At 65.4% G+C, this 20,239-nt stretch carries 23 protein-coding genes and 1 pseudogene; 16 read left to right on the top strand and 8 right to left on the bottom strand.

Annotated elements, in window-relative coordinates; translation table 11 throughout:
* Window positions 1-148: 148 nt before the first annotated feature.
* Both H5399_RS17640 and H5399_RS17635 read right to left on the bottom strand, forming a co-directional pair.
* Complete coding sequence (locus tag H5399_RS17640; protein WP_220491024.1) at window positions 149-445, bottom strand: GIY-YIG nuclease family protein; 297 nt, start codon at window positions 443-445, stop codon at window positions 149-151.
* Window positions 446-462: 17 nt separating this feature from the next.
* The gene (locus H5399_RS17635; RefSeq protein WP_220491023.1) at window positions 463-849 is read right to left on the bottom strand and encodes a hypothetical protein; all 387 of its coding nucleotides are present in this window, start codon (window positions 847-849) and stop codon (window positions 463-465) included.
* A 17-nt stretch (window positions 850-866) separates the two neighbouring features.
* On the opposite strand from H5399_RS17635, the gene H5399_RS14330 reads away from it, so the two are divergent.
* Window positions 867-1,244 (top strand): hypothetical protein, encoded by a 378-nt coding sequence (locus H5399_RS14330; protein ID WP_182783816.1) that lies wholly within the window; start codon window positions 867-869, stop codon window positions 1,242-1,244.
* Between the two features lie 333 nt (window positions 1,245-1,577).
* Here the strand turns inward: H5399_RS14330 and H5399_RS14325 are convergent, their stop codons facing one another.
* A complete protein-coding gene (locus H5399_RS14325) occupies window positions 1,578-2,291 on the bottom strand; it encodes an IS3 family transposase (RefSeq protein ID WP_370585784.1) in 714 nt (237 codons plus the stop codon).
* Window positions 2,288-2,578, bottom strand: a complete 291-nt coding sequence (locus tag H5399_RS14320) for a transposase (protein ID WP_182783814.1) — start codon at window positions 2,576-2,578, stop codon at window positions 2,288-2,290. Before H5399_RS14320 ends, H5399_RS14325 begins: the two co-directional genes overlap by 4 nt.
* 227 nt (window positions 2,579-2,805) lie before the next feature.
* Here H5399_RS14320 and H5399_RS14315 point away from each other — a divergent pair, with 227 nt between their 5' ends.
* The 10 genes and pseudogenes from H5399_RS14315 to H5399_RS14270 all read left to right on the top strand — a co-directional run bounded on the left by H5399_RS14315 (window position 2,806) and on the right by H5399_RS14270 (window position 12,415).
* Window positions 2,806-3,675 carry a hypothetical protein gene (locus tag H5399_RS14315; RefSeq protein WP_182783812.1) on the top strand — a complete coding sequence of 290 codons (870 nt, stop codon included), beginning with the start codon at window positions 2,806-2,808 and terminating at the stop codon, window positions 3,673-3,675.
* Between the two features lie 357 nt (window positions 3,676-4,032).
* Window positions 4,033-4,447 (top strand): annotated as a pseudogene (locus tag H5399_RS14310) (ISL3 family transposase); the annotation flags it as partial.
* Between the two features lie 169 nt (window positions 4,448-4,616).
* Entirely contained in the window at window positions 4,617-5,318 is a 702-nt protein-coding gene (locus tag H5399_RS14305) for a DUF433 domain-containing protein (RefSeq protein WP_182783810.1), read from the top strand.
* 19 nt (window positions 5,319-5,337) lie between these two features.
* On the top strand, window positions 5,338-5,757 hold the full coding sequence (locus H5399_RS14300; RefSeq protein WP_182783808.1) for a hypothetical protein: 420 nt from the start codon (window positions 5,338-5,340) through the stop codon (window positions 5,755-5,757).
* A 213-nt stretch (window positions 5,758-5,970) separates the two neighbouring features.
* Window positions 5,971-6,249: a transposase gene (locus H5399_RS14295; RefSeq protein ID WP_182783806.1), complete on the top strand. Its 279-nt coding sequence runs from the start codon at window positions 5,971-5,973 to the stop codon at window positions 6,247-6,249.
* A 725-nt stretch (window positions 6,250-6,974) separates the two neighbouring features.
* Entirely contained in the window at window positions 6,975-7,376 is a 402-nt protein-coding gene (locus H5399_RS18630; RefSeq protein WP_182783804.1) for a hypothetical protein, read from the top strand.
* 550 nt (window positions 7,377-7,926) lie between these two features.
* Complete coding sequence (locus tag H5399_RS14285) at window positions 7,927-9,480, top strand: ice-binding family protein (RefSeq protein ID WP_220491022.1); 1,554 nt, start codon at window positions 7,927-7,929, stop codon at window positions 9,478-9,480.
* Between the two features lie 100 nt (window positions 9,481-9,580).
* Window positions 9,581-10,075, top strand: coding sequence for a hypothetical protein (locus H5399_RS14280; RefSeq protein WP_182783800.1), 495 nt, complete (start codon window positions 9,581-9,583; stop codon window positions 10,073-10,075).
* Between the two features lie 95 nt (window positions 10,076-10,170).
* Window positions 10,171-10,791, top strand: a complete 621-nt coding sequence (locus H5399_RS14275) for a class F sortase (RefSeq protein ID WP_182783798.1) — start codon at window positions 10,171-10,173, stop codon at window positions 10,789-10,791.
* Window positions 10,784-12,415 (top strand): dolichyl-phosphate-mannose--protein mannosyltransferase, encoded by a 1,632-nt coding sequence (locus H5399_RS14270; RefSeq protein ID WP_182783796.1) that lies wholly within the window; start codon window positions 10,784-10,786, stop codon window positions 12,413-12,415. The genes H5399_RS14275 and H5399_RS14270 overlap by 8 nt, the downstream gene beginning before the upstream one ends.
* Window positions 12,416-12,665: 250 nt before the next feature.
* On the opposite strand, the gene H5399_RS14265 is transcribed toward H5399_RS14270, so the two are convergent.
* From H5399_RS14265 to H5399_RS14255, 3 genes are all read right to left on the bottom strand, one after another.
* Entirely contained in the window at window positions 12,666-13,445 is a 780-nt protein-coding gene (locus H5399_RS14265) for a class I SAM-dependent methyltransferase (RefSeq protein ID WP_182783794.1), read from the bottom strand.
* 159 nt (window positions 13,446-13,604) lie between these two features.
* Window positions 13,605-14,138, bottom strand: a complete 534-nt coding sequence (locus H5399_RS14260; protein ID WP_182783792.1) for a threonine/serine exporter family protein — start codon at window positions 14,136-14,138, stop codon at window positions 13,605-13,607.
* 30 nt (window positions 14,139-14,168) lie between these two features.
* A complete protein-coding gene (locus tag H5399_RS14255; RefSeq protein WP_182783790.1) occupies window positions 14,169-15,746 on the bottom strand; it encodes a family 16 glycosylhydrolase in 1,578 nt (525 codons plus the stop codon).
* Between the two features lie 361 nt (window positions 15,747-16,107).
* Between H5399_RS14255 and H5399_RS14250 the strand changes: the two genes are divergently transcribed.
* Genes H5399_RS14250 through H5399_RS14240 form a run of 3 tightly spaced genes read left to right on the top strand, consistent with a single transcriptional unit; the run spans window position 16,108 to window position 18,455 of the window.
* Complete coding sequence (locus H5399_RS14250; RefSeq protein ID WP_182783788.1) at window positions 16,108-17,346, top strand: NAD(P)/FAD-dependent oxidoreductase; 1,239 nt, start codon at window positions 16,108-16,110, stop codon at window positions 17,344-17,346.
* Window positions 17,347-17,406: 60 nt separating this feature from the next.
* On the top strand, window positions 17,407-17,967 hold the full coding sequence (locus tag H5399_RS14245) for a GNAT family N-acetyltransferase (protein ID WP_182783786.1): 561 nt from the start codon (window positions 17,407-17,409) through the stop codon (window positions 17,965-17,967).
* Window positions 17,964-18,455: a tRNA (cytidine(34)-2'-O)-methyltransferase gene (locus H5399_RS14240; protein ID WP_370585783.1), complete on the top strand. Its 492-nt coding sequence runs from the start codon at window positions 17,964-17,966 to the stop codon at window positions 18,453-18,455. The genes H5399_RS14245 and H5399_RS14240 overlap by 4 nt, the downstream gene beginning before the upstream one ends.
* Window positions 18,456-18,466: 11 nt before the next feature.
* On the opposite strand, the gene H5399_RS14235 is transcribed toward H5399_RS14240, so the two are convergent.
* A complete protein-coding gene (locus H5399_RS14235; protein ID WP_182783784.1) occupies window positions 18,467-19,345 on the bottom strand; it encodes a fructose bisphosphate aldolase in 879 nt (292 codons plus the stop codon).
* Between the two features lie 170 nt (window positions 19,346-19,515).
* Between H5399_RS14235 and H5399_RS14230 the strand changes: the two genes are divergently transcribed.
* Complete coding sequence (locus H5399_RS14230) at window positions 19,516-19,719, top strand: hypothetical protein (protein WP_182783783.1); 204 nt, start codon at window positions 19,516-19,518, stop codon at window positions 19,717-19,719.
* A 78-nt stretch (window positions 19,720-19,797) separates the two neighbouring features.
* Entirely contained in the window at window positions 19,798-20,187 is a 390-nt protein-coding gene (locus H5399_RS14225; protein ID WP_182783781.1) for a hypothetical protein, read from the top strand.
* Window positions 20,188-20,239: the final 52 nt, after the last annotated feature.

Raw genomic sequence — 20,239 nt, 5'->3', positions numbered from 1 at the left:
TGTGGGCTGCGTGTGAACCCCAAGCCCAGACCCCACTTCGAAGGACATTACCGTGCGGGTGGTGGACGGGGATCCGGCGTTGAACTGTGGCTTTAGGCATCAGAACGTACGCCCCATGACGCAGAGGCTCCCCCAGCCGGGCCCGGGGCTAGTGAGCTGGGTCGGCAACTGACTTCGTCAGTTCACGGGAAGCCCGAAATTCCTCGGCTGAAGCGTCTGTCCGGAACTCGACGAGGGCGACGTTGTGTTCACGCAGTGCGTTCAGGACCTGGTCGGGAGTCGCGTAGAAGAACTTTCGTCGCAAATTGATCCTGTTGACCCGCCGGTCTGCAAACTCTCGATGGAACATGGCCTCGATTCCGTAGGCATCCTCGGAGAAGAACAGCGCGTGGACGTCGAAGTTGAACGGTACCGGTGCGTCCGGGAACTCCCGGATCCGATCCATAGGGTCCAAGCGTCGGGTCATGCCGATCTTGACGACGTTCTCCCCATGGAGCCGAGGTTGGAGATGACGTAAACGTAACCAGCCCGAACGTTGGCGGCTCGGTAGTCGACATCCGAGATGGCTCGATCGATCTCTTCCAACTTGGCCCGCAGTTCCTCGGCGCCGGCTTCATCTCCGCGGGCGATCAGAGCGTTGAGCGCGTTGGTGTAGTGGTCGCGTTCCTTGTCTAGCTTCTCCCGCTCTCGTCGCAGTTCGTCTTCGGCTCGTTTGGCTTCACGCAGCTCTTCGCGGTGGGCGCGCTCCGCCTCCTTGACCGTCTGGACAGCCGCCAGGTGTCGAGCTGCCAGCGTCAGCTCTCTGATTCGGAGCGTGTGGTACTTCGGGCTGATGCGGAGATCGATCATCTGGCCACCTCGTCGACGTGACCGGGGTCTTGTTGGGTGGATTGCCGTCGAAGCTGCCGGCTGACGCAGCCGCCCAGCTGCGTGCGTTCGCGCACTGGCCGGGCTATTGGGCCGCGGTGGACGGCGAGGTTTCTATGTGGGACGACACGATGAGACAGATGCGCCAGGCGATGGATCGCGGGGCACTCCAGGAACTCCCGATGGTGGTTCTGACCGCCCCCGACAATCCGGGCATGGAAGCGATGCGGGAGCGTTGGCTGGACATGCAGCGCGAGCTCGCGAACCTGTCAACCGCTGCCACCCACTACGTGGTGACGGGTGACGGCCACATTTCGATGGCCACCGAGCCCGAACCCATCCAGAAGGTGATCCAGGCGATACGCCAGCTCATCTAGTCGATTCCGGCACCAGCGATGCACCGAGCCCCGCTCCCGAGTTGCACTCACCTCATGCTGCAGCAGCGTGCGTTGACAACATCCACCGCGGTAGGTAGGCGTTCGTGTCTCTGGCGTGGCCGTCAGGTCGGGTCGCAGCTCGAGTATGACCACTCTCGAGCACCGTGGCGGTACCACCGTGAGCTCTAACCGGCGCCGACACGCCCCACAGCAGTCGCTGCATCCTCGCTCGCGGCACCGGTCGCGATCAGCCGCCAGAACTCCCGCCCAACCTCACGCGGCGGCGCCGGCCGTCCCGGCGACCGCATCGCCGGGCACCCCGTGTCCGATCCTTCAGCCAGGCCATCGAATCCGCCTCACATCAAGGTGTTGCGACGACCCCTGAAATTCGACGGTCGAGCCGCGGTCGGTGTGGAAGATGACCCGCTCGGACTCCTCAGCCCGCCAGATCGCCGCCCTGCCACCCCGGGTCGCCACTGCCATCTTGATCGCCTGGCAGGCCAACTCGGCGTCGGGGTGCAGCCCGGTCGCCGCCCCCCGCAGCCGGCGGGAGTACAGGTCGATCACGGTCGCCAGGTAAAGCTTGCCGTACCCGGTGGGGATCTCGGTGATGTCACCGACCCACTTGGCGTTCGGCCGGTCGGCGGTGAAGTTCCGCTTCACGAGGTCGGGGAACTTCGGAGCCGTCCGATCCTGCCGGGTCAACCCGCCACGACGCTTGATCTGCCTGGCCACCAGCCCTTGGCGGCGCATCGAGTCGGCGACGGTCTTCTCATTCACCCTCCACCCGGCATCACGCAGGTCGTGGACCAGACGCGGTGAGCCGTGCAAGCCGCGGGCGGCCTTGAACGCCACCCGGACCGCACGGTCGAGGGTGTCACGCCGCCGGTCCCGGGTGGTGTGCAGCCCGCTGGCCCCCGACGGGCCAGACGCCCTGCCGAGCCACTTGTAGAACCAGGCCAGGCTGACCCCCAGCAGGAGGCAGGTCAGCGTGTGCGGCACCCGATGCTTGGTCCTCTGGTCGGCGATGAAGCGTGCCACGCTCACTTCGTCGCCTCCTTCACCCACCCGACCACGGATCGCTTGAGGACATCACGCTCCATCCGGAGCTCCGCGTCCTCGGCGCGTAACCGCTTCAGTTCCTCGTAGTCGGCCTCCGACAGGCCCTTCGCGCCGGTACGGGCCTCACGGGCCTTGACCACCCAGTTGCCGAGGGTGCCCTCGTTCACGCCGAGGTCACGGGCCACCGCCGCGACGCTCTTGCCGGTTTCCTCGACGATCCGGACCGCACCCTCGCGGAACTCGGCGTCGTACTTGGTTCGCTTCTCAGACATCGTGCTACTCCTCATAGCTGATGCCTCCACAGATCCGGGGGAACCTCAAACCGTCAGCGAGCCGCTCGCGGGCCTGTTCGTCCGCCAGCTCAACGACCGGCCGCGAATCATCCCTCAATGACCGGTCCCCTGCGGAACTGTTCAAGGCGCTGCTAGCCTCACAGAATCCGTCCGTGTTGCGACGTTGACTAGAACCCGCCCCGTCGTCCACATGTAAGATTCTCGCCATGCAGTCGAAGCAGACTCCCACATCACCGGACTCATGGAAGGACTGGTGGAAGTCTCCAGTAACGTTCATCACGGTGCTCGTAGGCATCGCTACAATAATTACGGCAGTGCTGAACGGCTGGATCGAATTCGACGGATGGAGCAGCAAAGCTAGCGTGAGCCCGTCCAACCAGCCCACTGTCCTTCAGAGCTCTCAGGCGAGTTCCTCAGATGGGCCAAGCTCTACCCCAAGTGAAGGAGGAGGCACTCTCCCTAGTGGCGAACTGGGCTGTCTCCAATATAACGGCCCCGCAGAACCCCTACTGATCCTTACAAACCATACCGAGAGTGATTTCACGCTGGTCGATTGCCGTCGGCCCCATCAGTATGAACTCATAGAACGCACCGCTTCTACTAAATGCGGCACTGTGCTGTCACAATTTACTAAGTACCCCCCAGGGTTTTCGATGAGATACAACATCGCAGAGTACGGGCCTTACTCTTGCGCACTTGGCCGCAATAACGGTGACGAGATTCAAATTGACACCTACAGGGTCACGACAACCGAAAACATGATTGCTACTTTCGGTTCGTGTATAGAACCGTGGGACGTCGACAGGTTCTTTCGTGGTTCGGACGACTATCAGCAGAATGTTCCTTGCCAAAGTGGGAAGGTGTTCCCAGCCACCCTATACGATCATCCCTTTCGACTGAACCAGCTAGAGCCGTCCGCGACGGAGGTCGATGAGTTTTGCCAAGCGAATGCAGGGGATGTGCCTTATAGTGAAGTGCAATCCGACACCTTCGAACTCATCGACATCATCGCGAACAGGGTTGTTTTTCATGTGAGGTGCGCGTTCACTCTCGATGGCGTACCGCTAGACGATTAGGGGGTCTCACTCAGCCCCTGCCTGCGAATTGAAGCTGGGATCAGAAGGGGCTAAGCAACTGGCCAGCAACACCTAGTGGCGTATCGTTGAAATGTCTGGATTGTCGGGGTGGCCTGTCGGGTCACCTGCTCCAGAATCCTCGCTTTAGCGGGAAGTGCTGCGGGCTTAGTCAGCAGCCACTTGGAGTACAGCGTTGGGTAGCTCCGTGAGATCCTCCGGAACCCGGGCGATCGCCACGTGGCCAGCGGCGGGCCGTTTCGGTTTCGGAACCGCGACCCAGCGGCCGGCGCATCCCGGTGATGTGGGCCGGAGGACGGCGACGCCGATCGTGCGGCTGTCGGGGAACCAGCCGAGGCGCATGGAGCCGTGCTGACCTGCCGGGTCGTGGGGCGATGATCAGTGGTGTCGCAGAGGTGGGTGCGAGGGGATCCCCCGAGATTCGGTGACCCGACGCTTGACCCACGAGCCGTTCGGTTGGCGGCTCACGGTGCTGGAGTTGACCGTGCGCCGCTACCGATGCGGTGAGTGCGTCCACGTGTGGCGCCAGGACATGAGCAAGGCCGCCGCGCCCCGTTCGAGACTGTCGAGGGCCGCATTGCGGTGGGCATTGACCGGCCTGGTGGTCTGCCACCTCACGGTGGCTCGGATCGCCGAGAGGTTGGCGGTGTCGTGGAACACCGCCAACACGGCCGTCCTGGCCGAGGGCCAGCGCGCCCTGATTGATGATCCGACCCGGTTCGAGCACGTCAGGGTGATCGGCGTCGACGAACACGACATCCCGTCATCGAGCAAGGCGCAGGATGTTCTCCGGTGCAGCTGTGCTCAACGGCCCGGCTATAACCTTGCAGGACCACGATCGAGAGCGCGGCGCCTCTAACCCGGACAGGCCGTTTCGGCGCGTGGATGCAGCAACTGTCGGTTCACACTGGCATGATGCGGCTATGGGCGACGTGGTGAACCTTCTCGATCGGCGGGTGTACTCATTCCCGCAGATCGACCGCGTCCTCGGCCTTCACCACGGTACGTCCGAGCGCTGGATCGACGGCTACGAGCGCGCCGGGCGTTTCTACCAGCCGGTGGTTCGCCCCGAGCACACAGGCGATGACGTGGCCACTTGGGGCGAACTCGTCGAGTGCCGATTCCTCTCGGAGTACCGCGACGCTGGAGTGACGCTACAGAGGATGCGCCCGGCAGTCGAACGGCTTCGAGAGCTGACAGGATCGCGATACCCCCTGGCGTCGGCACAGCTCTGGCTGGCCGCCGAAGGCCGTGAGCTGGTGGCCCAAGTTCAGGATGACGTCCAACTGAGCGACAGGCTCAGCCTTGTTGTAGTGCGCTCGGGGCAGCACATGTTCGACTGGAGCCCAAGGGCTTCGCGGTTCCGTAGCTCCGTCCGGTGGTCAGGCCAGGATGTCGATTCCACGCCGGTGAGCATCGTGCCGGACGAAGGGAATCCCGAAATCGAGATTGACCCGGAACGCGGGTTTGGTGACCCGGTGATAAGGGGCAGGGGTGTGACAACAGGCGTCATCCGCGAGCTAGTGCAGGCCGGAGAGCCGATCGAGTCGATTGCAGAGTCCTACGAACTAGAGCGCTCCCAAGTCGAGGCCGCCCTCCGCTACGAACTCAAGCGCGCCGGCTAGGTAGAATGGGGCACTAGGCATGCCAGCTGTCGCGCCGATGGTCCGGTTCTACGTCGACGAGAGCGCCCTCGGCCTCGGGAAGGCTCTAGAAGCAGCACGCAAGGACGTGATACATGCCGGGCACCGACTGGTTCCTGAGTGCCCACTCGGCACTCCAGATCCGGACTGGATGGCGGCGGTCGCGCAGCGCGGACTCGTCGTGATTGGTCGCGACAAGCGCATTCGGTCCCGCCCTGGCGAACGCGAGGTGCTGCGTGAACAAGGACTCAGGGTCTTTCGCGTCGGTGGCGCCCGAGATCTCTCGACATGGGACTGGCTAGGTCGGTTCGTCAGGCACTGGGAGGCCATTGAGGAAGTGGTCGAGTCACGACCCGACGGGCCATGGTTCTACTTGGTCAACGCGAACGGGCTTGCCGAAGTGCCCTTGGGGCCCGGCTAGAATCAGCGACCGACTGCTTGGCAGGGGGCCCAGCGGCCGGTGTTGGCTTGGCGCTCACCGCTGATGGTGAGGCCCGCGACGGCGGGAGGGCGCCGAGGTCACCGGCCTGCTAGACCTGACCGGCTGGCAGCCAGGGCGGGTGATCCTGCGCCGCGAACGGCCGCATCCGGGGGCGCAGCTGTCCTTGTCCGAAGAGGCTGACAGGTCCGGTTGATGCCGAACTCGCGGGAGGGGAACCGTCCCAGGCCAGAATCATGGCTGGCCCTCACGATGATCGCCGCCGGCCTCGGGGCCTGGCTCAAACTCCTGGCCCTCTACGGTGCCCTGGCCAAGGCCGAACCGAAAGCTCTGCGTTATCGGCTGCTCAACGTCCCGACCCGACTCGTTCACGGCGTCAGACGGCGACGGCTGCGCCTACCCAAGACCTGGCCCTGGGTCGCGCAGATCGTGGCCGCGTTCGCCCGCAACGCCGCGATCCCACCACCAGCCTGACCCCAACCACCCACACCACCCAAGGACCCTGGAGAGCCGCAGACCGGCAGCGCCAGCCGGCCAACAGCCACGCCCCCACCCGGCCCAACGCGAGGCTCAGCCCAGAAGGTTGCTCCAATCGCGTCATGAAAGAGGGAGGCAGACGGCCGACCCCCGGGCTCCCCAGCCCTCGCGAGGCTCGCGGATCGATCGCTGGACGGCGGTGCCGAGTGGGTGCCGAGTGCGGAGGACGTCCACGTTGACAGGCGTTCCCAGCCGACCCGAGCGCGCCCCTCCGTGACACACGCGAGCTACACAGGAGATGACTCGACGACGACGATGGCACGCACTCCGTCTGAACCACGATCTGCTGACTTCGAAGGTGGTGCGCGGTTGCCCAAACCCAGCTGCTGCTGGAGTGGTGTCAAGCCCCGCGATATTCTCGAGAGGGCGGCGCCGAAGGCCATGCCAACTCGGTGCCACCGAACCTCGGTTCCCCACGTACTCCCCACGACAAGGTGACGAATGTGACGAACTCCTGTCATGAGCCCTCGTCAGAGGGCCAACATCATCCCCCGGCCGGGAGGTTCAAGTCCTCTCTCGGACACAGATCAAAACCCCCAGTTGAACCGGCAAGAGCCGCTCTGACTGGGGGTTTTATTCTTTCTAGGTCCCGCCACCCTCCGTCAATCTGGAGCACGTTGCTCGCACCAAATCGCACGACTGGGGCAACGTGAAGCGCCGACGTGGACACCTGGCGTTGGAGCGACCCTCCCAGCAGGACCCGACCCCAGGGCGGCAAGGCCTACGAACTGCTCGTCTCCGCCTTCGACGACGCCGTCGTGGCGGAGCTCATCGAATCGACACCCTGCACCCCGAGAGGAGCCGGCGCCCCTGACCGCGCCCGTGAGCCCGAGTCCGTCATCCTGTCGGTCCACTGGAGCTCCGCCACCCCGACCTCCGGCTCGTGGCTGAACCCGGTCGATGTCTGGTTCGGGATCATCGGAAGCCAAGCCATCCGGCGCGGGACCTTCACCTCGGTCCGCGATCTCTCGGGCAAGATCCGCGCCTTCATCAAAGAATGGAACCAACGCAAACAACCATTTCACGTGGACCAAAACCCCCCGACCAGATTATCGGCCGGATAGACCGCAACCGGAAACATGTCTCAACTTCAAGCCCCTAGACACCGGCTGTTCTTCGGCAGTCATGATGTTTGAATTCCCACTTTCACTTCGCGAGGATCAAAGATGAGGCAGTTAACTTTCGGCTACGAATCCCGGTCTGGTTTATGGTTGACGGATCAATAGTATCATTATCATCGCTAGTCAGAGCCACGTGGCCACCATTTTCTCCTCTCCTACCGCGGACAATTGATCAGATCGCGGCACAGCCATAAACACATTCAATTCTTGGAGGCGGTTATCGCGAGCATGTGGTGTAAGGTGCGAATCAGGGGTAGGTCGGACCGATATAGGCCCAATGAGGAAACTGGAATCGCCGGTGACCTCTCCCCATCGATTCGCCTATCACGGAGAGGGCACCATGGCCCTACGTATCAACACTCATCTCTCACCCTCCCCCAAGCACCGGCGGCGCCGCGTTCGCGCGTGGGCCGTTGCCTTACCAGTGGTCGTTGCTCTCATGGCCTTCGCGGCCGGTGGGCTTTCAGCGTCGGCCGCCGAGGCTCCGATCAGCTTGGGAACGACCAACACCTTCGCCGTGCTGGGCGGCACCCTGGTGTCGAACACCGGCGATTCCGTGCTCTCCGGCGACCTCGGGGTCTCCCCGGGGATCGCGATCACCGGCTTTCCGCCCGGCACGGTCATCAACGGGACGACCTACACGGGAGCCGCCGCCGCGGGAGCACAGGCTGACCTGGTCATCGCCTACGACGATGCCGCCGGTAGACCTGAGGGTGCCGACGGAGCGTTGCTGGGGACACGAAACCTGTTGGCGGGGGTCTACACTGCCGAAACCGAGATGGGTCTTACCGGAACCGTGACCCTTGACGCGGAAGGGGACCCCAACGCGGTCTTCATCTTCCAGGCGGGCAGCACCCTCATCACCGGCACGGGTAGCAGGGTGGCCTTGGTCAATGGCGCCCAGGCATGCAACGTGTTCTGGCAGGTGGGCAGTTCGGCAACGCTCGGCACAAACACCACCTTCGCGGGGACCGTCATGGCCCTGACCTCGATCACAGCCAACACAGGCGCCACCGTCGACGGTCGTCTGCTGGCCAGGAACGGTGCGGTAACGCTGGACAACAACCTCATCGTCGCGTCCGAATGCGCCACCACTTCGACGGTCACGCAGACGGTGACCGCTCCTGCGGTGACGCAGACGGTGACCGCTCCCGCGGTGACGCAGACGGTGACAGAGACGTTGCCGAGTTCCACGGTGACAGAGACCCTGCCGGGTTCCACTTCGACGGTGACCAACACGGTGACGGAGACCGCTGCGCCGGTGACGCAGACGCTGACTGAGACGCTGGCGGGGTCCACCTCGACGGTGACCAACACGGTGACGGAGACCGCCGCGCCGGTGACGCAGACCGTGACTGAGACCCTGGCGGGGTCCACCTCGACGGTGACCAACACGGTGACGGAGACCGCCGCGCCGGTGACGCAGACCGTGACTGAGACCTTGGCGGGTTACACGCTGACAGAGACCCTGGCGGGATCAACGTCGACGGTGACCGACACGACGACTGAGACGGCGACGGTGACCGCTCTTGCGGTGACGCAGACCGTGACTGAGACCCTGGCTGGTTCCACGCTGACAGAGACCCTGGCGGGTTCCACGGTGACTGAGACCCTGGCGGGATCAACGTCGACGGTGACCGACACGACGACTGAGACGGCGACGGTGACCGCTCCTGCGGTGACGCAGACCGTGACTGAGACGGCGGGCATAGAGACGGCTACCTTGCCGGCTATGACGGAAACCGAGACGCAGACTGTGATGGCAACGTCCACCGTCACTCTCCCTGCAACCACCGTGACGGAGACCGAATCCAACACGATCGTTCAGACACTGACGCAGACCCAGACAAACTCGGGCGGTGCGGCGACCACGGTGACCAAGACGGTCGGAGTCAGCACGGGCCAGAGTACTGATGGCTTGATCTCGATCAACTCCGGCGGGGGCGCCCAGGTCAATCTGAGCGGCGCGCTCGTTGCCGGCTTCGCAGGTCTCTTGGGTCTGCTGGCTGGGCTGATCATCTTCTTCCGTAGGCGCAAGCACACATAACATCACTTGACTTCTTGGGGGGAGTGGAGGCGTCGCCCGCCGCTCCCCCCAAGAAGGTGAGACACCAAGGCTGCGCACATCGGTGGGAAAAGGGGATTCAGTGAGCAAAACGCACCTCCAGGCGTGGTCGGCGTTGATGGCAGTGGTGGGCGTCCTGATGATGCTCGGCGCTTCCGTAGCCAGCGCGGAGCCCACCCCCCAGGAGACGGACCCCGCGGCAGGCGCCGGCGCCACCATTACCGTTACCGTCACCCCGACGATCCTCGTCAGGAAGGCTCCGAACGGACAGGAGGTCACGCTCGGCACAGTGACAGTGACGCCGACGATCCTGGTGAGCGAGAACGCAAACGGTGAGCTGGTCACGGTGGGGACCGTCACGCCGGGCGCACAGCCGGCTGCCACTCCCGGGGCAAGTTCGGGCGGAGTCCTGTCTTGGATCGTGGCCGGGTTGGCGCTCCTCCTGGTGGCTGGGGGGGCCTACTGGTGGCTCATCGTCCGTCGCGCCACCCACCAAACCCCATCCGCCGGACGTCATGCCGCCCGCATGACGCCACCATCGTCCGATGCACCTCCGGAAGAACGACCCGAGAATTGAGAGAGCGTAACTCGCGACGTCCGCTAGGGACTCTGCCGAGTCTTCTGCTCGGGCTGTTCCTTGTCGTTTCGGGGGCGCTCCTGGGTGGATCGGGCATGTTCATCTATCTCTCGCAGGAGTCGGCTCCACTTCCCACCCGCGCATACGGCCCGGTCGTTGGCACCGAGGTTCCGGTCGCCGACGCCGAGGTCAGCGCGTCAACGCCGATGGCAGTCCCGCCCCAGGCTTCCACCGGAGCGGTCGTCGTGCCGCAACTCGACCCACACGCGCTGAGCATCCCGTCCCTTGGAATCACGGCTCCCCTCGATGTCCTGGGCGTTGAGGACAATCAACTCGTGCTCCCGGAGCCGGAACGCCTGACCCTCTTCAAGGACGGGAGCTACCCCGGCGATCCGCAGGGCACAGTGCTGGTGGCCGGCCACGTGAACAGCTATTCCTTGGGTCGCGGTGCGCTCTTCCATCTCGCGGAGATCAACGAGGGGGCGACCATTTGGGTGACGGACGCGACCGGGCGCCTACACGAGTATCGAGTCGTCGGCCTGCAGTTGCTCTCGAGAGAAGCACTGCCCCGTTCACTGTTCAGTCGCCTGGGAGACCCCAGGTTGGTCGTGGTGACCTGTGGTGGCGACATAGTCAACACCCCGGAAGGGCGTCACTATGAAAGTAACGTCATCGTCACGGCGGTGCCTGTAGGCGGCGGAACCGCTGATGGCTGAAACCCAAGCTGTCGAGCGGCCTGATCCAGGGGTCTCGGCAAGGGTGAGCACGCGACTCAATGGTCCCAGTCCGGCCTCGAGTTGGTTGGACTGGTGGGGGCCGGTCGTTGCGATGCTCGTCGGCGGCCTTGTTCGGGTGTGGAACGTCGGGACTCCCGCATCTTTGGTTTTCGACGAGTCCTACTATGTCAAGCAGGCGTACTCGATGACTCAATACGGGGTCGAGCTGTATGTCGATCCCGCGCTCGAGGGAACGACGCCCAATGCGATGTTCGAAGCAGGAACTCTTGACGTCTTCACGTCTGCCGGCGACCTGGTGGTGCACCCGCCACTAGGCAAATGGCTCATTGCGATGGGCGAGTTCGTCTTGGGTGCGCAGAATTCCTACAGTTGGAGAGCCGCGGCGGTCATCGCTGGCATGGTCTCCATCCTGATCGTCGGTCGCTTGGCTCGCAGGCTGACTGGATCTGCGTACTACGGAACGCTTGCAGCACTCCTTCTGGCGGTTGAGGGAACACATGTCGTGGTGTCGCGCACGGGGATCCTCGATATCTTCTTGATGCTATTCGTTCTGGGCGGTTTTGCGTGTCTGGTAGCTGATCGTTTCGCTGCCCGGGAGAAACTGGCCTGGGCGATCGCGCTGGAGGGGGGGAGGTCGGCGTCCGCCCTCGGACCCTATGTTGAGGGCCGCTGGTGGCGAGTGGGCGCCGGCGTCGTCCTCGGCATGGCCGTGGCGACAAAATGGTCCGCCCTTCCCTTCATCGCGACCTTCGGAATCATGACCGTGCTGTGGGACATGAATGCTCGAAGGCGCGCAGGCATCAGCAGGTGGTGCGCGGGAACGCTGAGTCGCGACGCGGTGCCGGCGTTCGTGTCGATCGTTGGGTCTGCCCTGCTGGTCTACCTGCTGAGTTGGAGCGGTTGGTTCGCGTCGTCTCTCGGGTGGGGCCGGCAATGGGCAGATGAGCATCCAGCGGTCGGGATCGAGTCTCTCATGCCCAATGCCCTGCGTTCACTCATCCACTATCACGAGGAAATGTGGAGAGTTGCGACGAGTCTGAGCACGGAGCACCCTTATGCAACCAACCCGATTGGTTGGTTCTTCCAGGAACGACCGACGCTGTTCTTTCTTCGCCAGACAACGGAAGGCGCGCCGGGCTGCGCCGCCGGTGGCGGCGGGCCGTGTATGGAGATGGTGACCTCGCTGGGCACCCTGTCTATTTGGTACGCAGGGGCGATCGCAGTCGTGGCGTTGTTGGTTCTCTGGATCGTCGGTCGCCAATGGCGTTCGCCCCTGTGGTTTCAACCCGACTGGACCCTCGGGGCGAGCCTTTCGGGGATCTTGGCAGGCTACGTACCGTGGCTGCTCGTCGGTGAGCGAACCATCTACTCGTTCTACTCCGTGGTGTTCGTCCCGTGGGTCGTGCTGTGCATCGTGGTGGGGCTTCATCGGTTCGAAGGACGCCGCAAGGCGACTGTCCGATATCGACTTGCCCGAAGCCTCGGTGTCGCCCTACTGGTGACGTCGATTGTGCTCCTCGCCTGGTTCTGGCCGGTACTGACAGGACAGAAACTCACCCATGCGGACTGGCTGGCGCGCATGTGGCTGTCAACCTGGCGCTAGCTCCTGTCGCGCCCTCCCCCAGGCACCGGCGGCGACCAACACCGGCCCAACGGTGATCACGGCGATGTCGCGTCGTCGGCTTTCCCGGCGCCTGTTCCCTCGGCATGACTCCATCCTCGTTTCCAAGACCAGGAGTCTCCCACAACCTCAGAGCGATTCACTGATGTTCCCCGCCCGCGATCATGAACCCATCGCCGCCATCACCGACGGCGACGCGTGAGGCCGGGGAAACGCCCCGACAGCCCACCACTCAGCCGGGCGCATTCCGGGATGCAGGTGTCACTATCATCGCGGGCTGGAAGTAGCCGGACTCCTCGGGCGATACCCAAGTGGCTTGGGACATGCCCGCCCGTCGGGCCAGGGTGGCCAGGTGCTCCTGGGTGTAGGCCCGGTAGGTCGCTGTTCGACGTCGCGTGGTCCAGGAGCGGTCGTGCTCCATCAGCTGGAAGTGCTCGAGGTCGTAGATGTCGGTGTTGTCCCTCCATGACCACCGTTGGAAGCTCACCACGCGACGCCCGGCTCCGAGCACGTCGGTGATTTGGGGCGGTGTGCTGGTGGGGCGGTCTTTCAGGACAGCGTCGTAGTCGCGGGTGGTGACCAGTGCGCAGGCGCCGGGTCGAAGGACTCGGGCAAGTTCAGTGAAGGCTTGAATGACGTCGTCGTCGGTGAGCAGGTGTGGCAGGGCGTTGTCGGCGCAGATCGCTGCATCCATGCTCCGGTGTTCCCAAGGCAGCGCACGCATGTCCGCGACGGCGAGTTCCACCCTCACGCCTCGGGTGGTGGCTTCACGTCGTGCTCGGACGATGGCTGCCAGGCTGATATCGCTGCCGAACACCTGGTAGCCGAGATTCGCCAAACCGAGGAGCTGCGTTCCGATGCCACAGGCGGTGTCGGCGATGGTCGCGCCGGGCGATGGTATCCCGAGCATGCCATCGAGCGCCTTCGCCTGTGAAACGAGCTCCTCTTCCCAGTCTCGATACAGGTAGTGGTAGGTAGAGGCCAGGCTGTCGTAGAAGGACTGCGTGTCCATGCGACCATCTTCGCTCACGACCGCGGTGACACGGCGTTCGAAGGTCAACACGTCCGACGCCGCGGCAGCCCTCCTCCTTCACGGGTCCACTCGGGTGGTGGACGGCGCCGCGTGCCTCGTCCCATTCGAGACCCACGCGCCGCTGCGGACAGACGCCTGTCAGGTACGACCCTGCTGACCTCGGCGCAGGGAGGCCCGCAACGCCAGCCGTGCCAGCTGTCCGGTCGGTTGGGCGAGTTGCCGGCCGAGGGTGGAGCCGACGGAGCTGCCGAGGGCCAGCATGATGCCGGTCACCGCAGCGAGCAGGAACAGCTCACCGGCCGTGTCGCCGGGCTCCACTGCCGGCATCCCGACGACGAGGTGGAACAGGCCGCGGTAAAGGATGAGGCCGGGCATGAGGGGCACGATGCCGACGGTCACAATCGCGATGGCCGGCAGGCGCATCCATCGCCCGACGGGATGGGCGAACACGGCCACGACGGCGGCCGCACCCCCCGCCGCGACCGCATAGTCGCCGCCGACGAGCGGCAACAACAGCAGGTACACCATCCACCCCAGGCCGCCCCCCAGGCCGGCGACGAGGGCACCACGAGGGCCGAACCGTCCGAACAGACCACCGCCCCCAGACGCCGGCGTCGCGATCCCGGTCGCCGACCAGCCCTGATCAGGACTCTGGAAATGGGCGGAGATCACGCGATGCGCCGTCAGAGGATGCGTAGCCTCTTACGGAATGACTGCGGTCAGCACTGGCGTCGTCACACCGCCCGCACGAACCGAATACAGATAGGGGGTTGCGCGCATGAGGCCCGCGTCGGTGAATGACGGGTTGGTCGACGTCGCGATCTGGATCCCCGACCGCAGGATCTGGTACTCGGCCCCGACGCTGCCGTCCCACGCGATCGTCACTGTGTTCGGCGTCGTGCCGACGAGTCGAAGATTGCTGGGAGTACTGCCCGTCGGGGGCGATGTCGGCGATGGAGTGGCGGTGGCCGTGGGAGTGGCGGTGGCCGTGGGAGTGGCGGTGGCCGTGGGAGTGGCGGTCGTCCCGGGCTGCGAGGCCAGGGTCGCGGTGAGGACGGGAGTGGTGATGCCACCGGCACGCACCGAATACAGGTAGGGGGTGTTGGGCAACAGACCGATGTCGGTGAAGGTGCGCCCCGTGACGCTGGCGATTCGCTGGCCCGAGCGCAGGATGTCGTAGCTGACCGCGGGACCGTCCCACCCAAGGGTGATGCTGCTGCCTGTCGTGCCCGTGACCCGCAGGTTGGACGGTCCGCCGTCGGTGGGGATCGTGACGGACGGCGTGGCGGTGGGTGAGCTCGTGACGGACGGGGAGGCGCTGGGCGCTGGTGGCGTGGTGGTCGGCAGTGCAGTGGGAGTGGCGCTCGGTTCGCCCTCACCACTGGCGTACTTGACCTCGACGTAGTCGACAACCATCGGGACGCCGGGCTTGGTGGTGGGGAGCGGGCCGGCCTCGCCGGGGTTGAGCTTGTTGGGGAAGGCCCCACCCATCGCCACATTCAGAATGATGAAGTACCCGGCGTGCTGGGAGATCTGTGTCCAGATCGTCGGAGTGACGTCGGTCTCGTCGACCGCGAAGGTCTCCTCACCGTCGAGGTACCAACGCATCTGGTCCACCGCGCCGGAGGCGTCCCATTCGAACCCGTAGGTGTGGAAGCCCGCCTGGCACGTGGTTACCAGGCAGGGAGCCCCGTTGTTGTTCGCGTCGCCGTTGTTGATTCCCTCGGGCTCGTTACACGGGGCCTTGCCCCACTCCCCGCAGTGAAGCACGTTGTAGGTCCAGTTCAGGCCCTGCACGTTCTCCATGATGTCGATCTCGCCGATGCTCGGCCACGACCATCTGTCCGCTCGGTACGGTGCGCCGAGCATCCAGAACGCCGGCCAGTACCCCCTGGCCTCCAGCCCCGTGACATTGGGCATCTGCAAGCGGCTCTCCACGTGCATCACACCGTTGGTGGGCGGTTTGAAGTCCGCGCGCACCGATTCGACCCTCGCCGACGTCCACGCTCCAGCCGTGTCGCGCTGAGGCGTGATGTACAGATTGCCGTTGCGCACGTCGACATTGCTGGGATGGTCGGTCATCGTCTGGATCTCCCCGGTGCCGAAGTTCTCCGGCCCACCGGGGTAGGACGTGCCCAGGGTCAGCTGCCAGTCGTTGGGGTTCGGCAGGCCAGTGCCGCTGAAGTCATCCCGGAACGTGACCTGCCAGTTGGGCGAGGCGACCGCCGACGGGGTGAACGCCACGAAGCCCAGGCTCGCAGCGGCAACGGCGATACTCATGATGAGGGCGAGCGGTGCGAATGATGCGGACCGTCCAGGCATCTTGTGACCTTTCACTGTGGGTGAGTGGGGCTGCACACCGACCAACATCCTCATCAGTCCGCCGCTTCCGTGCCCGGAACCTAACACGCGGCAGAACTCTTCGCGCTCCTCAGCGTGGGTTTGCATACTTTCGGCGGGATCGCTCCCACACCGACGGCCACCGGGAGTCGGACGACGACTCCCGGTGACCGGTGAGGGGCCGGCATCGGCTGGGCGTTAGTGTCCCTGCGCAACGATTGGACGTGCAGACGGGCGGCCTGGCACAAGACGTCCCAGGCCGGCTCTGGTTCTCACTCCCCGGGGCGGCCTATTGTGCGGCATGGGCAGGGACGAGGTAGAGGTGGTGATCGTGGGTGCGGGCCAAGCCGGCCTGGCCACAAGCCACGAACTGACTGGGTTGGGGATCGAGCACGTGCTCTTGGAGCGCGCCGACGCCGTGGGCAGTTCCTGGGCATCCCGGTGGGACTCGTTCTGCCTTGTCACTCCAAACAGCCGCAACACCTTGCCGGGCGGGGAATACCGCGGCGATCGGCCCGAGGGCTTCCTGACCCGGGACGAGGTGGTGCAGTACCTGGCCGATTACGCGACATCCATCGCGGCGTCGATCCGGACGGGCGTCAACATCACGTCCCTGGTACCGGGACCGGATGGACGCCTCACCCTCACCACGGGCGGCGGGGACACGATCGTGTCCCGGGAGGTCGTTGTGGCCACCGGTGGCCTGCGGGACGCCTTCCGGCCGAGCTGGGCCACCCAGATTCAGCCCGTGCCGGTGCTGGACGCCTCGCAGTACCGCAATCCGGACTCGATCCCTCCTGGCGGCGTCCTGGTTGTCGGATCGGGCCAGACAGGCTGCCAGCTGGCGGAGGAACTCATCACGACAGGCCGGCGCATCGTGCAGGCGTGCGGCCGGGCGCCATGGATGCCCCGGCGGATCGAGGGGCGCGACACGTTCGACTGGATCGCCGAGACCGCCTTCATGGACCAGTCCCTCGACGATGTACCGGGTGGCCCGGCGGCCCGGTTCATGTCCAACCCCCAGGCGACCGGACGCGACGGCGGGCACGACCTCACCACCCGCACGCTCCAGACGCGGGGGGTGGAGCTCGCCGGCCACGTCACCGGGATCGAGGACGGGGTGGTGGTCTTCGGCGGAGACCTCGCCGCCTGCGTGGCGTTCGGGGACGCCCGCTGGGCCGACCTACGCGACGCAATCAGCAGGTCCCAGATCAAGCGCGGTCGGCCCGTCCCCTCGATGCCAGATGTTGAGCCGTTCGACTCGCACGACGAACTGGACCATCTCCGCCTGGACGAGATCGGCTCCGTCCTGCTCACCACGGGGTTCCGGCCGTCCTACCGGGCTTGGATCGACATCCCGGAGGGCTTTGACCCGATGGGCCTCCCCCTGCAGGTCGACGGCAGGTCCACGATCGTGCCGGGGGTGTCGTTCGTCGGAGTGCCGTTCATGCGGACCCGCTCGTCGCAGCTCCTCATGGGGGTCGGTCGGGACGCGGCTGTTGTCGCGCGGGGGATACAGAAGTCGCTCGCTGCGGCCTGATGCCCACCGCTCCCCTCGGGGACCGGTCCAGTCCGCTACGGGGGTGGGTTAGCATCCTGCATGACCCCATTCCTGGAGACCCGACGGCTGGTCCTGCGACGCTTCACGCCTGACGACGTGGACGCCCTCGTCGCCTTGGACGGGGATCCGGCGGTGATGCGGTTCATCACGGGAGGCATTCCTACGCCCCGGGCCGAAATCGAGGCCGACTATCTACCAGCATTCCTTGCCTACTACGACCGCGGAGACAGGTGGGGCTTCTGGGTCGCGGAGGAGAAGAGCACGGGCCGGTTCCTCGGCTGGTTCCATCTTCGGCCCCATGAGGGCGAGCCGGAGGACGAGCCCGAGCTGGGCTATCGGCTGATCTCCGACGTGTGGGGTGAGGGCTACGCAACAGAGGGCTCGGAGGCGCTCATCAGCAAGGCATTCACCGAGCTGGGCGCCCGGCGCGTGTACGCGCAGACGATGGCGGTGCACACCGCGTCAAGGCGGGTGATGGAGAAGGCAGGGCTTCGTTTCGTCCGGAGGTTCGTGGCTGACTGGCCGGTCCGAATCGAGGGGGACGAGCACGGCGACGTCGAGTACGCGCTCACCCTCCAGGAGTGGCAGGTACGGCCGTGACCGGGCCAGACCCCAGGACCCGGCCGCTGCGCATCCTTTTCCACGCGCCTCAGATCCCCAACAACACGGGCGCGACGATGCGGCTGGCGGCCGTGACTGGCGCCGAACTGCACCTGGCGCGACCACTCGGGTTCGACATGGACGACGCCAAGCTGCGCCGCGCGGGTCTGGACTATCGTGACGAGGCCGCAACCTTCGTCCACGACTCGCTGGACGCGGCCTACGGGGCTCTGCTCCCGGGTCGCGTGTTCGCCTTCACCGCCCACGCCGAGAAGGCCTACACCGACGTGGCGTACGCACCCGGGGACGTGTTCCTCTTCGGCCCCGAGCCCACGGGACTCGCCGCTGAGGTGTTGGCCGATCCCCGCATCACCGAGCGCGTGCGGATCCCGATGCGGCTCGGAATGCGTTCACTCAACCTGGCCAACGCCGCAGCCATCGCCGTCTACGAGGCGTGGCGCCAACTCGGTCACCACGGAGCCGCCTGAGGAGAGGCTCGTCAGGCCATGGACGCCGCGTAGATCTCCGCGATGGAGCTGTCCAGCAACTGGTCGAACTCCTCGTCGGACTGGTTGATGTTCAGTCCCTCCATGAGCGCGCGCGCAAAGCTGGCCACCACGCCGTGTTGCCTGGCCAGGCGCTCCGTGGCCTCCGCGCGGGAGTACCCGCCCGAGAGCGCGAAGACGCGCAGCACCCGCGGGTGCGCCACCAGGTCCGCGTACAGGTCGTCGTGCTCCGGCAGGGTGAGCTTCAGCATGACCCGCTCCCCCTCCGGCAGGTCGTCCAGACCCACCGCGAGCAGATCGTGGACATGCCGTTCGGCCTCCGCCTTGTGGGGTGAGGTGATGTCCACCTCCGGTTCCAGGATCGGCACCAGCCCTGCGGCGAGGATGCGGCGTCCGAGGTAAAGCTGCTGCGCGACGGCGGCTTCCGCCCCCGCCCCTGGCGCCCGCACCACCGACCGCATCTTCGTACCGAAGACGCCCTTGCCGAGGGCGTCGGCCAGCAGCTCGTCGAGTCCGTCGATGTCCTTCATCAGCTGCGCTCCGTCGCGCTCCTCCGCCAGGCCCTTGTCCACCTTGAGGATGGGCACGATGTGCTTGGCTTCCCACAGGTATTCCGGCGTGGGACGGCCGTCCACCTCCCGGTCCACGGTCTGGGCGAAGAGGATGGTGGCGAGGATCCGGTCGCCGTCGAAGCTGGGACTCGCCATGATCCGGGAGCGCATCGCGTGCACCTTCTCGAACATCTCGGCTTCATCGGCCCACGCCTCAACGCCGTAGCGCTGCAGGGTCCGCGGCGTGCTGCCGCCGCTCTGATCCAACGCGGCCACGAAGCCTGGGGCCTCGGCCATCTTCTGATACTGCTGCTCGAACATGTTCAGCCTCCTCGTCACACTGCGAACGTGAGGGGGGCGACAGTCCGTCGGGCTTCGTCGCCCGCTCTCTCTTCTTCAGTCTCCCACCGCCGGGCCGCGGGTGGGCTGAAACCGCCGCACGCGGTCTGCATTGGGGGTAGCGTCGATCCCCCAGCAAGAGTAGCGAGGCCATGATGAGCACCCACCCGGACGATGAGGTCTACGACCCTGAGATCCACCCGAGCCAGGACATCCTGGACCCAGATGCCGGCCCAGGACACAGCGTGCTGGATCCCGACGCGGGCGGGCATCAGCACCATCCCACCTCGAGCGAACTGCCGGGAGACTCCCTGGGTGGGCTGACCAACGCGGAGAGCGAGTCCCGCTTCGATTGATCTTTCGCGGGCCCGGCCACGTCGCCGGCCACCGGCCAGGCGCTACCGTTGGAGAATCGACGACGAAGGGTGACCATCATGGGTTTTCTCGGCAAGCTGCTGCGGCGCGACACCGGCGACGACGACGGCGAGGTCATCCTGTCGCCCTTCAGCCCGGAGAGCGTCCGGCCCTACCTGAGCGATCTCATCGAGGCGCTCAGCGCCCTGACCGAGGCCATGGACTCAGAGGGTGCGCCCTTGTCCAACCCGGGGTGGCGTGGGCGGCTGCACGACCTTCGTGAGGCACACGGCGGGTTGCGCATGCTGGCCAGGCGCACGAACTTCACCAAGGAGGACCTGTACGAGGAGTTGACGTGCGTCAGGCCCCTCTACCGTGGTGATCCGCCGAAGGACTTCGCCCACCTCGCCCCACTCAACGACCGGGTGGTCGAGGCCATCGAGTCGGTGCACCGGGCCGCCGCATCCTAAAGGAGGTCAATCGCGCTTGAGGGGGGACCCCCGCTTTGTCCGGACCAGTGCG

Source organism: Tessaracoccus sp. MC1627, assembly GCF_014164725.1.
In the GTDB taxonomy this organism is placed as follows: Bacteria; Actinomycetota; Actinomycetes; order Propionibacteriales; family Propionibacteriaceae; genus Arachnia.
The sequence above is the reverse complement of the archived record's forward strand: the minus strand, read 5'-3'. Positions and strand labels throughout refer to the sequence as shown.

Bases quoted from the DNA above. Each gene is read 5' to 3' on its own strand.
- H5399_RS17640 (WP_220491024.1), bottom strand. From the start codon at position 445: ATGGATCGGATCCGGGAGTTCCCGGACGCACCGGTACCGTTCAACTTC.
- H5399_RS17635 (WP_220491023.1), bottom strand. From the start codon at position 849: ATGATCGATCTCCGCATCAGCCCGAAGTACCACACGCTCCGAATCAGA.
- H5399_RS14320 (WP_182783814.1), bottom strand. From the start codon at position 2,578: ATGTCTGAGAAGCGAACCAAGTACGACGCCGAGTTCCGCGAGGGTGCG.
- H5399_RS14315 (WP_182783812.1), top strand. From the start codon at position 2,806: ATGCAGTCGAAGCAGACTCCCACATCACCGGACTCATGGAAGGACTGG.
- H5399_RS14305 (WP_182783810.1), top strand. From the start codon at position 4,617: ATGGGCGACGTGGTGAACCTTCTCGATCGGCGGGTGTACTCATTCCCG.
- H5399_RS14300 (WP_182783808.1), top strand. From the start codon at position 5,338: ATGCCAGCTGTCGCGCCGATGGTCCGGTTCTACGTCGACGAGAGCGCC.
- H5399_RS14295 (WP_182783806.1), top strand. From the start codon at position 5,971: ATGCCGAACTCGCGGGAGGGGAACCGTCCCAGGCCAGAATCATGGCTG.
- H5399_RS14275 (WP_182783798.1), top strand. From the start codon at position 10,171: ATGTTCATCTATCTCTCGCAGGAGTCGGCTCCACTTCCCACCCGCGCA.
- H5399_RS14270 (WP_182783796.1), top strand. From the start codon at position 10,784: ATGGCTGAAACCCAAGCTGTCGAGCGGCCTGATCCAGGGGTCTCGGCA.
- H5399_RS14265 (WP_182783794.1), bottom strand. From the start codon at position 13,445: ATGGACACGCAGTCCTTCTACGACAGCCTGGCCTCTACCTACCACTAC.
- H5399_RS14255 (WP_182783790.1), bottom strand. From the start codon at position 15,746: ATGAGTATCGCCGTTGCCGCTGCGAGCCTGGGCTTCGTGGCGTTCACC.
- H5399_RS14250 (WP_182783788.1), top strand. From the start codon at position 16,108: ATGGGCAGGGACGAGGTAGAGGTGGTGATCGTGGGTGCGGGCCAAGCC.
- H5399_RS14245 (WP_182783786.1), top strand. From the start codon at position 17,407: ATGACCCCATTCCTGGAGACCCGACGGCTGGTCCTGCGACGCTTCACG.
- H5399_RS14235 (WP_182783784.1), bottom strand. From the start codon at position 19,345: ATGTTCGAGCAGCAGTATCAGAAGATGGCCGAGGCCCCAGGCTTCGTG.
- H5399_RS14230 (WP_182783783.1), top strand. From the start codon at position 19,516: ATGATGAGCACCCACCCGGACGATGAGGTCTACGACCCTGAGATCCAC.
- H5399_RS14225 (WP_182783781.1), top strand. From the start codon at position 19,798: ATGGGTTTTCTCGGCAAGCTGCTGCGGCGCGACACCGGCGACGACGAC.